General features: G+C 49.0%; 9 protein-coding genes. 3 read left to right on the top strand and 6 right to left on the bottom strand.

Annotated elements, in window-relative coordinates:
* Nucleotides 1-52: 52 nt before the first annotated feature.
* The gene (gene trxB, locus ACUC6J_RS20845) at nucleotides 53-994 is read right to left on the bottom strand and encodes a thioredoxin-disulfide reductase (protein WP_430098116.1); all 942 of its coding nucleotides are present in this window, start codon (nucleotides 992-994) and stop codon (nucleotides 53-55) included.
* Nucleotides 995-1,275: 281 nt separating this feature from the next.
* Between trxB and ACUC6J_RS20850 the strand changes: the two genes are divergently transcribed.
* The gene (locus tag ACUC6J_RS20850; protein WP_013373094.1) at nucleotides 1,276-2,007 is read left to right on the top strand and encodes a ZIP family metal transporter; all 732 of its coding nucleotides are present in this window, start codon (nucleotides 1,276-1,278) and stop codon (nucleotides 2,005-2,007) included.
* Between the two features lie 81 nt (nucleotides 2,008-2,088).
* Here the strand turns inward: ACUC6J_RS20850 and ACUC6J_RS20855 are convergent, their stop codons facing one another.
* Together ACUC6J_RS20855 and ACUC6J_RS20860 are read right to left on the bottom strand one after the other, a co-directional pair.
* Nucleotides 2,089-2,550 carry a hypothetical protein gene (locus ACUC6J_RS20855; protein ID WP_017425975.1) on the bottom strand — a complete coding sequence of 154 codons (462 nt, stop codon included), beginning with the start codon at nucleotides 2,548-2,550 and terminating at the stop codon, nucleotides 2,089-2,091.
* 10 nt (nucleotides 2,551-2,560) lie between these two features.
* The gene (locus ACUC6J_RS20860) at nucleotides 2,561-3,115 is read right to left on the bottom strand and encodes an NAD(P)H-dependent oxidoreductase (RefSeq protein WP_447249365.1); all 555 of its coding nucleotides are present in this window, start codon (nucleotides 3,113-3,115) and stop codon (nucleotides 2,561-2,563) included.
* 135 nt (nucleotides 3,116-3,250) lie between these two features.
* Between ACUC6J_RS20860 and ACUC6J_RS20865 the strand changes: the two genes are divergently transcribed.
* Both ACUC6J_RS20865 and ACUC6J_RS20870 read left to right on the top strand, forming a co-directional pair.
* Nucleotides 3,251-3,886 (top strand): HlyD family secretion protein, encoded by a 636-nt coding sequence (locus ACUC6J_RS20865; RefSeq protein ID WP_016820318.1) that lies wholly within the window; start codon nucleotides 3,251-3,253, stop codon nucleotides 3,884-3,886.
* Between the two features lie 9 nt (nucleotides 3,887-3,895).
* Entirely contained in the window at nucleotides 3,896-5,419 is a 1,524-nt protein-coding gene (locus ACUC6J_RS20870) for a DHA2 family efflux MFS transporter permease subunit (RefSeq protein WP_447249366.1), read from the top strand.
* A gap of 163 nt (nucleotides 5,420-5,582) precedes the next feature.
* On the opposite strand, the gene ACUC6J_RS20875 is transcribed toward ACUC6J_RS20870, so the two are convergent.
* The 3 genes from ACUC6J_RS20875 to ACUC6J_RS20885 form a co-directional block, all read right to left on the bottom strand.
* Entirely contained in the window at nucleotides 5,583-7,565 is a 1,983-nt protein-coding gene (locus ACUC6J_RS20875; RefSeq protein WP_447250312.1) for a heavy metal translocating P-type ATPase, read from the bottom strand.
* Between the two features lie 435 nt (nucleotides 7,566-8,000).
* On the bottom strand, nucleotides 8,001-9,449 hold the full coding sequence (locus ACUC6J_RS20880; protein ID WP_447249367.1) for a PEP-utilizing protein: 1,449 nt from the start codon (nucleotides 9,447-9,449) through the stop codon (nucleotides 8,001-8,003).
* A gap of 305 nt (nucleotides 9,450-9,754) precedes the next feature.
* On the bottom strand, nucleotides 9,755-12,184 hold the full coding sequence (locus ACUC6J_RS20885; RefSeq protein WP_447249368.1) for a heavy metal translocating P-type ATPase: 2,430 nt from the start codon (nucleotides 12,182-12,184) through the stop codon (nucleotides 9,755-9,757).
* Nucleotides 12,185-12,291: the final 107 nt, after the last annotated feature.

Below are 12,291 nucleotides of genomic sequence, written 5' to 3' on the forward strand. Positions count from 1 at the left end.
TATCACCTCATCATTTATTTTGTTACATCATATTTATACACACTTGCAAGTATTACAGGGCCAGTGCACTGTGCTCCAGACTTTCAATGTATTTCTCGCTGTCCATAGCAGCCATACAACCACTACCTGCTGCGGTAATCGCTTGTCTGTAGCGTGTATCCTGTACGTCGCCACAAGCGAATACGCCAGGCACGTTTGTTTCGGAAGTACCCGGATTAACGACGATATAACCGTTCGCATCCGTTGTAATTTGTCCCGCAAGGAAGCCTGTATTCGGATGATGTCCAATCGCCACGAATACGCCGCTCACTGTAATGATTTCCTCTTCACCTGTTGCATTGTTCAGCACTTTCAAGCCAGTTACTCCGTTTTCGTCTGCAACTACTTCTACAGGAGTACGATTGAGCGCCCATTCAATTTTGCTGTTCGCACGAGCACGATCCTGCATAATTTTAGAAGCTCTCAATTCTTCACGACGATGTACCAACGTTACTTTGGAGGCAAAACGAGTCAGGAAATTAGCTTCTTCCAGTGCAGAGTCCCCACCACCGATAACAACGATTTCTTTGCCACGGAAGAAGAACCCGTCACAGGTAGCGCAAGTGCTCACGCCGCGTCCGATGTTATCCTGTTCACCGGGGATCCCCAGGTATTTGGCAGTTGCCCCTGTGGAAATAATCAGCGTATCGGTAACCAGTTCACCCAAACCTTCTACATCCAGTGTAAATGGACGAGCAGCTGTGTCTACCTTGTTCACCCAGCCTGTGCGGAATTCAGCGCCAAAACGCTCCGCTTGCTTACGCATATTATCCATCAAATCGGGTCCCATGATTCCTTCAGGAAAGCCTGGAAAATTCTCAACTTCTGTAGTCGTGGTTAATTGTCCGCCTGGCTGCGGTCCTTCGATCACCAGCGGGTTCATATTAGCACGTGCCAGGTAAATAGCGGCGGTCAAACCGGCAGGGCCGGTACCTATAATAATGGACTTGTACATATCTTGGTTCCTCCTAAAATATCATAAGTATTATATAGCGAGTTTTCGGTACCGGGCGCTGGGCTGCTGCATATACTCTAAAAGTACTGCTGGCAGAAGCTCATCCCAAAAAGTGGACACCCGGATGTTGTAAAAACGAATCACTTGTTTTATAGCTTTTTATGACTTAGACTGATTCTAAATCCTAATTTCATTATGCGGAAAGAGCTGTAAACAGTCAAATGAAGTTTTCATGAAGCGAAGCTTAAAGATAAATGAGGTATGGAGGGATTATCCCGATTATGAATGACGTTTTCGTAGGTAGCTTAATTTCTGCCTTGTCCACTGGACTTGGCGCCGTGCCTATTCTGTTTATGCGTAATATCACGCACCGGCTTCGTGATGTTCTGCTGGCTTATGCCGCAGGAATTATGACCTCTGCATCGGTGTATAACCTGATTCCAGAAGCGATACAGCATTCCAATTGGTTCGTGCTGACTGCGGGGATTTTGCTCGGTTGCCTCGTATTACTGGTGATGGAAATGTATATCCCCCATGCCGATTTGGAGGACCCGGATTCCAAAACTTTTCAATTGGAGTCCAAATCTTTTCTCATCATCGCAGCTATTACGTTGCACAACTTGCCGGAAGGGCTCTCTGTTGGGGTCAGCTACGCGAGTGAGACTCAGAATCTAGGCAATCTCATTGCCTTCTCTATCGGTCTGCAAAATGCCCCGGAAGGCTTTATTGTAGCGTTATTCCTGGTGAATCAAAACATTGGGCGTTTCAAGGCATTGGGCATTGCTACCCTAACCGGGGCTGTGGAAATCATCACCAGTCTGATCGGTTTTTACTTGAGCAGTTGGGTGAACGGACTGGTGCCGTATGGCCTTGCTTTTGCCGCCGGGGCTATGATGTTTATCGTTTACAAGGAACTGATTCCCGAAAGTCACGGGGATGGTAACCAGCGAATCGCCACATTTTCCTTTATTCTTGGCTTGATTACGATGATCGGGCTAACCGAATGGCTATAGCCGTGCAACACAAAAAGGCTGTCTTCTGCCTGTATTCCAGACAGTAAAGCAGCCTTTTTGTCATGTTTAAATGAAGGGATCTCATTTTTTTCGGTTCATGGAACGCAGTGCTTCCCGATACTGCTCGTCCTCACTTTTAGAATTCTCCTTCTCTCCATTAGAGAGTCGGGAATGTCCATCCTTTTCTTCGTCCTTTCCAGCAAAACCACGCAAAGCCGCACGATAATCCTGGTCCCCGTAGGCACCTTCTGTATTCTCGCGATCTTTCTCCACCTTTATATCCGTTTGGATATCAGGCAATTTGTGCTGCTCCTCTGCACGATGTTCTTCAACGCTCGAATTCTTAGGCTGGATCTCTCCCGTATGCTCCGTCAATTCATGCGCCTTGGGTTCCACCTGCACAGGATAAGGACGTTTGCTTCTTTGCCGGGATTCCTCTTGGTTGGGGCGATTCTTGGCCGAGGACTTGCGCGTCATCTTCGTATTAAATACCAGCAAAAAGATAAAGGCAACCACAGCTACTACAATAAAAGCAATGGTCATCGGCGGCCTCCTATTCTCTTTCGGCGTTACGGTACCGTCCCGCCATCTCAGCGACCCGTTTGCCCAAAGAGCGACCTAACGCAAGATCATCCCCCGTTGGAAGGTTGGGCGGCCCATCGGGGTCTGTCTCCACCGGACATGTTACCCCTACGCCGTAATAGGAGCCGTAGAGCGCATTCTCTGTGATGCTAGCGGGCAGGCCTACAATAATCATACCTTGATGAAGCATAGGAGTAATCAAATTCAACAGCGTTGATTCTAATCCACCATGAACGGTAGCGGTTGTGCAAAACACAGCCCCGATTTTGTCCACTAGCTTGCCCTGCGCCCACAGATACCCCAGCCTATCAATCCAACTCTTCAGACCGCTGCTAATGGTACCAAAATGACCCGGGCACCCCCATATGATCGCATCGACGCTTACTAGCTCATTCACATCGGCCTCATTTACATGTTTTAGCATCACTTCTGTTTGATCCAGGCGTGCCCCTTCTGCGATCGAGCGAGCGAGACGTTCCGTATGTCCATTTTCACTGTCATATACAATCATAATTCTGGTCGTCATTATGCACATCATCCTTTGTCAGCAAGATCATCCTTTTGGCATACGCTCTTAACCTTTCCCAAAACCCATCTGAATATTATGAATCGTTTGACGCATACTTTGAACATCCAAAAATACTAGGGAGGCATGCACAATATGAATTCGCGCGCCATATTAGTTAACCTGCTGGTAATCATCATTATTCTGGCAGGAGGTGGAGCCGCCGCCTATTACTACAATCAGTCCGCCAACTACATAAAAACCGATAATGCCCAAGTGAGCGGACAAGCGGTTACCGTTGCCTCTCCAAGCGCGGGCAAGCTCACAGGTTGGAATGCTGAAGTTGGTAAGACGTACACCGCTGGCAGCACGCTGGGCAGTGTTGAAGGAGGCGGAAGCCGAATTAGCGTTACGATTCCAACTGATGGTACCGTTGTGCAGCAAACGGCTGTCAACAACTCGATAGTCGGGGCGGGTACACCTTTAGCGAAAGCCTTTGATCTGAACAATCTTTGGATTACTGCCAATATAGACGAAACGGCCGTGCAGGATCTCCAGGTAGGTCAGACCGTAGACGTGTATATTGATGCTTACCCAGATACGTCCCTGAGCGGTAAGCTCGAAAAGATCGGTTTGGCGACCGCCTCCACCTTTTCACTGCTGCCTACTTCCAATACCACTGCCAACTATACCAAGGTGACGCAGGTCGTGCCTGTTACCATTTCCATTCAAGGTTACAAGGGGCTGGGAATTATCCCGGGAATGAGTGCGACGATCAGAGTTCACAAGTAGGAGGCTGTCATGGATCAAAAAATGTCCGTCGGACGTATTCTGTCCGTGCTGCTGCTAGGCGCCTTCATTTCGATTTTGAATCAAACGTTGCTGAACGTGGCGATTCCGCACTTGATGAATGACTTCAATGTGTCTGCCACAACCGTTCAATGGCTATCCACCGGATATATGCTGACCAACGGGATTTTGATTCCAATCACCGCTTTTCTCATTGAGTCATTCGGGACACGTGCCCTGTTCATATCCGCGATGGGGTTATTTACTGCCGGGTCTGTCGTCTGCGCTGCCAGCACCGGCTTCGCGCCTATGCTGGTTGGACGCGTGATTCAAGCCAGCGGTGCGGGCATCATCATGCCTGTGGTGATGAACGTGTTCCTGACTGTATTTCCTCCCGAAAAACGGGGTGCTGCTATGGGAACCATGGGGATCGCCATGATGTTTGCTCCGGCGGTAGGACCCACTTTATCTGGCTGGATTGTGGAGCACTACAGTTGGCGGCTACTATTTTTGTTAGTAATTCCGCTGGCGATCATTGATATTCTGTTTGCTGTGCGCTGGCTCAAAAATGTGTCCAAGCTGACAAAACCGCATTTTGACCTGCTGGGAACCATTTTTTCCACCCTTGGTTTTGGCCTTCTGTTGTATGGCTTTAGTTCAGCTGGAGACAAGGGCTGGAGCAGCAATACAGTTATACTCTCGCTCGCTTTCGGGATCGTGTTTATTGTGTTTTTTGTCGTGCGTGAGCTGAACATGTTGGAGCCTATGCTGGAATTCCGTGTATTTAAATACGATATTTTTACGGTATCTACGCTGGTTGGGGCTACGGTCAATATGACCATGTTCGGCGGGATGCTGCTACTGCCGATCTATTTGCAAAATATACGCGCCTTTACGCCGCTGCAATCGGGTCTGCTGCTGTTACCGGGTGCGCTGCTGATGGGTGTGATGTCACCGATATCAGGGGCAGTATTCGATCGTATTGGCGCAAGGCCGTTGGCGATCATCGGGCTGATCATTACGGCAGTCACGACATGGGAATTCAGTCTGCTGACCGATGCCACCACCTACGGACATATTATGATCATCTATACGATTCGCAGCTTCGGGATGTCACTGCTGATGATGTCCGTCCAGACGGAAGGGCTCAACCAGTTGCCTCCACATCTCGGAAGCCATGGTACTGCCATGTCCAATACAGTACGGCAAATCGCCGGATCTATCGGTACCGCTTGGCTCATTACTGTAATGAGCAGCCGGACTACGGTTCATATGGCAGATTATGCGAATGTCGCTACCACAGCCAATGCCTCTGTAACGGAAGGCGTATCACAACTGGGACAAACCCTCGCACAAACAGCGGGTATTTCTGTGGAAAGCGGCTCTGCACTCGCGATACAACAGGTATACGGAAGGGCTGTTACAGAATCGACGATCCATGGTATTAATGATGCCTTCATCATTGCAACCGGAATTGCACTGGCGGGATTACTGTTTTCCCTGTTCTTGCGGCGGTCTACACCGCGTCGTAGATAGGCGTACAGCAGTCGCGATTAGAAGTATGAGATAAACTTTGCCTTGCATACAAAATAGACTAACACTACCAAAGAAAGAAGGAGCATTCATCCCCCTTGGATGTAAGAGGGTTGAATGCTCCTGACTGTTTGTAATCTTGTGATTTGTGAATTGGTTTATAGTCTTATGACCGCAATAAGCGCAGGCCGTTCAAAATGACAAGCAGTGTACTACCTTCATGCCCAATGACCCCAAATGGCAGGGCTATATTTTGCACAAAATTACTGATCACCAGCAGCACAATGACACTTACCGCGAAGATCATATTTTGTTTGACCACTCGCTGCGCCTTGCGCGCCAGTGCTATCGTCGGAGCAATCTCCTCAATTCCGTCGTTCATTAGTACCACGTCTGCGACCTCTAGCGCTGCTCCACTGCCATGCATCCCCATGCCTAGCCCTACGGTTGCTGCGGTCAAAGCCGGAGCGTCGTTCACACCGTCGCCGACCATGACGACATGCCCGTATTGCTCCCGCAACATGCGAATATGACTGACTTTGCCCTCCGGCATTAAGCTAGCATATACGGCGTCGACTCCAGCCTGTGCCGCGATCACGGCTGCCGTTTCCGGGCGGTCTCCGGTCAACATGACGACCCGAATCCCCTGTGCTTGCAGGCGTTTCACAGATTCTCGTGCCTGTGGACGCAGCTCGTCACGTAGCGCCAGCATTCCGACAATCCGATCATCCGCGAGAATGATGGATACGGTTTTGCCCTCGGCTTCCAGTCGTGCTCGACTCTCCACCCACTCTGGCTCAGTCAGAAGACCAGGTTCATCCAGCACGTTCGTGCGACCGATTTTCCATTTTACCCCACCTATAATGCCTTCCATCCCCCATCCGGTAAGGGCCTGCACTTGCTCGGCTGTGAGCAGCTCTCTCTGTCCCAATTCAGCTTCGGCTTTGGCTACAATCGCTCGCGCCAGCGGATGTAAGGAATAGCTTTCGATTGTCGCGACAATGTGCAATAGCTCATCAGCATCGTAATCTGGGGCGACAATCCAATCCGTGACCACAGGTGAGCCCTTCGTTAACGTGCCCGTTTTGTCAAAAGCAACAACCGAAGTTAATGCCATATTCTCCACATGCGCGCCACCTTTGAACAGGATGCCCCGCCGGGCACGATTGGAAATGGCCGATAGCATCACCGGCATAATGGATGACACGAGCGCACAAGGTGAGGCTACGACAAGGAACACCATCGCCTTGTAAAAAGCCGCTGCCCACGTCCAGCCTAATGCTAGGGGTGCACCCACAATGACGATCAGCGTGACGGCAACAACAATTCGGGCGTATACCGATTCGAATGTTTTAATAAACCGCTGGGAATCGGGAACCTCGGTCCGTGCCTCTTCTACCATACGAATGATTTTTGAAAATAAAGTATCTTCCGAGGACTGGCTGACCTCTACATATAGCACGCCTTCTCCATTAATGGTGCCTGCATATACTTCGTCACCTGCCTCTTTGTTTACCGGAACAGATTCCCCGGTAATGGATGCCTGATTCACCGCCGACACACCCTTGGAGATTCGACCGTCCGCCGGAATTAGTTCGCCGGGCTTAACCAGCAGCAGGTCGCCTGGTAACAGCTGCTCAATGCCAACCGTTTCTGTTCCGTCGTGAGACAAGCGCAAAGCCGTTTCCGGTTTCAACGCCATGAGCTTGGAAATGTCCTTACTACTACGCTCCGTAGTATAGCTCTCCAGCGCACCGCTGAGTGCAAAAATAAAGATCAGCATGGCTCCTTCATTCCAGTAGCCAATGGCCGCAGCTCCTAAAGACGCAGCGATCATAAGTAAATTAACATCCAGATCATGTTCTCGGATCAGGGTTTCAATCCCTTCTCTGGCTTTGGACCAGCCTCCAAGGGCATAAGACACTACATAGAGAATGATGGATAGCCATTGCCACCAATGTGAGACTCCCCATGCCATCAGCATTAGCATTCCACTGCCTAGAGCAGCCTGCATCTCCTTATTTTTCAGCATGCTTTTGAGCTGAAATTGCGGTTTGCGATTGGGACCGGGTCGTCCGCTGCCACTGTTTTTTGAAAGTGTTCGGTTAGAGGGAGACAACGTATCTTGTAATCGTTGAACTGCTTGCATCTTGTCACGTTCCTTTCCATTTTTGGTTCCTTGTACTTGCATCTCATTGAGAATGATATCCATTGTTAAGTGCCCTAAAATAGCACATGCTGCTTCGGGAAGCCCGAAGCAGCATGTTTGGCAATGAGAATGATAATCATTTTTGCATCTATACAATTATTTTGCTTTAGAGAAACTTTTGTTTTATTATATACCCTTTCTTTTCCACTTGTAAACTGCTAATAGCCTAAATAAAAAAAGATACCCGCGCAAACAACGCAGGTATCCTCTATATTACAAAGCGTTTTATTCAGGATTTGCAAAATTCGATTCCAGTCGCTCCAAAGTGCAATATATAGACGAACTAGACCATTTCGATCTATATATTGTTCATTGAAAGTCGCTTACTGGATCTTTGCAAAATCCTCTATTACATGAATTCAGGTTATCTTCAGACTATAGTGGAAACTTCCACGCATGAGGGTGTGCAGTTTCTGAAGTGTGTTGACGATTGGCTTGCTGTTGCAGTCTCCAACGCGCAGCCGCGAGGCGTACAACAGGAACTGTTGAATCCGAGCAAATGACCCCCGTCAGTTTGTTCTCCCAAATCCAATTCCCATCCAGGGACTGGTGAATTTCATCTATCGCCACCCATATAGGAAGCTCGGGCTTTACACGCCGAACAGCTTCCATTATGCGTTTTATCGTATCATTAGCATTCTCATGACCATCAACAACGGATGGAATCAGCGAATCCCCAGCTCTGTTGTCATCAGATGGAACTGGTATGACTTCTAAAATGATCATATCGGCAAAGCGTGCCAAATCTGCAGCTTGAGCCGCCTGCTTGGTCTGTCGTACGCTCACTTCGAACATGTTATCGGCGTTGGCCGACTTCTCGGACTGTGCGGATTGCTCACTCCATGTATGGCCTGCATCAGGCACCAAACTTGCATCAATCGTCAAAAGTACGCCTACCCGATATGGAACGCACCGCAGGCGCCCACACAACGTTTGCTCGGCAACGCCGTCAATCCAGTCTCGGATAGTCTGAAACTGGTTTACGTCAGCCGGATTGCGCACCATAATCTCCAGCCGTGGTTCTCCCCCTTGTCGCATACTCCGCAACGCTGCACGCAGTAATGCCTCCAGCTGCATATCCTGCAGACTTCCGATGCCCACTGTATTATTCTGCTCAGTCAAAGCTATAGTCAGCGGCAATCCGCCCAGCAACTCAAACAAGCCCTCGTACTCTGTTTCCAGCAGGCCAATGATTCGTCGGGACAGATGCTCACACAATCCAGGCAAACCAGATGCTTTATTAAATGATGTGTACGTCTCGGATGCACGGGAACCTGGGACAAGGATGGGATCGGGCTCCCCGTCAGGGGCATGAATCTTTTGTCCAGACTCTGCCGCTTCCAAATAGGCATAGCATAATTCCCTCACGCGGCCGGATGCCAGTGACAATGGACCATGCAGCAGACTATAACCGTCAAGACTACCTATTCCTGATGCTTCCTCTGTACTTTTACGACTCATACTTGCAGGAGCATCCACATAAAGCCGTATGGAGGTGTCGCTGTATTCATCGCTCCATTTTAGTAGTGTGTCCATGGCTTGCTCTGTATCATTGCCGTTATTCAGCATCGGCTCTCCAAGTAATTCCGGGTTTGCAGCCAGCAATGCTTCCGCTCGACTGATTGCACCCTGCTCGGCTAAACTAACCAGCCAGCCCAATGGATCTTCCTCCTGTGCAGCAGATACTTGATGGCTTCCTGCTCTTAGCGTCTCCATAGCCAATCTCAGTGTAGTAGACTCCATACCTGGCTCTGGAACGTTGCAATCCCGGCTGTTTATGCCACCCAAAAGCTCTGCGAATACCTGCATCAGTTTAGCCTCCATGCTAGTAATCCATCCTTTCTTTCGTCAGCAAGTTGGCACACACGAATTCGAGTACCCCTCCAAATAAAGAAAACGCTTACTAATTACTGACCAACCGAATGTTACATGGGTCTTACTTATAAAGTCCCTACCTTAAACTTATTAGACCCTCCCCACATTTATACATCTCTGCACAACTACTATATATGAGAAAAATAGGTCTCTATACTGCTGAAAGCACATGTCTACACAAAAAAGGCTGCTATAAAAACACCCCCTGTTTTCATAGGATGTCTACATCCAATGTTAACGGGGGTGTTCCCTTTTTATTCGTCAGAACCAACCTTCAGCACACGCATCACATTTAATACGGCTAGCAGTGTTACACCTACGTCGGAGAATACAGCCTCCCACATAGTAGCAATACCAAACGCGCCCAATGTGAGAAATACTGCTTTGACACCTAGCGCAAATATAATGTTTTGCCATACGATACGGCGTGTGCGTTGGGCAATATGAATCGCCGTCACCAGCCTTGAAGGCTCGTCGTTCATGATTACGATATCTGCTGCTTCAATCGCAGCGTCCGAACCCAAACCGCCCATCGCTACACCAACATCTGCCAAGGCAAGTACAGGTGTATCATTAATTCCATCACCTACAAACAAGATTTTATCGCTCGGTTTTTTACTTGCAGACAACTGCTCAATGGCTTCGGCTTTATGCTGAGGCAACAGTTCTGCCCGTACTTCATCCAGACCTAACTGACGTCCTACAGCCTCGGCAACTGTCCGATTGTCACCTGTTAGCATGATGGTTTTGACCACCCCCAGCTTTTTCAGCGAAGCAATCGTCTTGGCCGCATCCTCCTTAACCTCATCCGATATCAGAATGCAGCCAGCATACGTTCCGTCTACAGCCACATGTACGACCGTTCCTTCATCCATTGGCCCTGCTTGCTGCGCCACATTAAAAGCAATACGCTCCCGCTCCATCAGCTTAGCGTTTCCGGCCAATACCTTGTGCCCATCGATCTGGGCCTGAATCCCGTGGCCGGATATTTCGCTATATTGCTGCACTCGCTCCGTTTGAAGTTCATTGCCATGAGCTTCACGCAAGGAAGCTGCGATAGGATGCGTGGAGTGCATCTCGGCCAATGCAGCAGTCTCCAGCAGACTTTCCTTCGTAAAAGCTTCGGCAGGATAAATCCCGGTCACGTGGAACACACCTTTGGTGAGCGTACCTGTTTTATCAAAAACAGCGTATTTTACATGATTCAGGGCTTCAAGATAATTACCGCCCTTGATCAGCACACCTGAACGGGAGGCTGCCCCGATTCCGCCAAAGAAGCCCAGTGGAATGGACACCACCAGCGCACACGGACAAGAAATAACGAGGAAGACAAGCGCACGATATAACCAATCTGCAAACTGTGCACCCGGCACAACAAGCGGAGGAACAACTGCCAACAACAACGCTACAATAACCACTACAGGAGTATAATATCTGGAAAATTTCGTGATAAACTTTTCAGTCGGCGCTTTTTTGGCACTCGCATTTTGCACCAGTTCCAAAATTTTGGAGACCGCTGATTCACTAAATCCCTTGCTGACCTCTACCGTCAGAAGTCCATTCGTGTTCACAAATCCACTCATCACACTGCTTCCCGGCTCAACGGTACGAGGCACAGATTCACCGGTCAACGCCGAGGTATCGACATGCGACTTGCCTTCTACAACCTTACCATCCAGCGGAATCTTCTCACCCGGCTTGATTACGATCAAATCTCCAACGCGAATCTCTTCTGGAGACACCCTCCGTACGGACTCAGCGGTCTTCAGGTTGGCATAGTCTGGCCTAATATCCATCAGATCACTGATGGACTTGCGTGAACGGTTAACTGCAATGCCTTGGAATAGCTCTCCGATTTGATAAAAGAACATGACAGCTACGCCTTCGGGGTATTCCCCAATAGCAAATGCACCCACCGTAGCCAGCGTCATCAGGAAATACTCGTCAAAGGCCATTCCACGCACCAAGCTACGTGCAGCCTGCAAGACAACATCACCGCCAACGATGATATATGCCACTAAAAATAGAGCCAGCTTGCCCACACCTTCAACAGGTAACCACCAGGCAACAGCTGCAATAACCGCTCCTATGGACAGACGCGCAATCATACGGCGCATACCGTCCGTACCATGATCATGCGTATGCCCGGCATGGCTATCATCATTATGCGAGTGCGAATGTGAGTGAGCATGGGTAGCTTCACCATGATCGTGCACTGCATGGTGATTGTGATGTACGTGTGTATGATTACCGTGGTCGTGCCCATCGTGCGCGCCATGCGCTTCATGGCTGTGGCCACCATGACTGTGAGCACCATGCTGTCCATCATTGTGATTATGTCCTTCACCATCATGCTCATGACCACATGCGCAATCCTCTGTGCAGCTTGCCTGTGCGGCACCAACGCTGCTTCGGCTGTCTTCGCGCAGGCGTCCACCGACACTTTTAGCAACCATCCGAACATGAGGCTCAAGTCTATGAACCTTCCGTTCCGTTTGGCGAAAAACCTCTTCTTTTTGATCCGAAGTTGTGGTCATCGTCAACGTTTTTGTTACAAAATTGACCGAGCAATCCAGAACCCCTTCTATTTTACTGACTCCATTTTCAATCTTAAGAGCACAGTTGGCGCAATCCAAACCTTCCAAAATCCATTCATGCCGTTCATTTCTTTTTAGAGCATCCATAATAATTGGCCTCCAATTAGCTATATATGAGCAACTGTTCATATATTATTTGTTAAGGTCATTATATTCAGGTTTAGGGGTAAAAGTCAATGATCATAGCCCTTATT

This window comes from Paenibacillus sp. JJ1683, assembly GCF_053006485.1.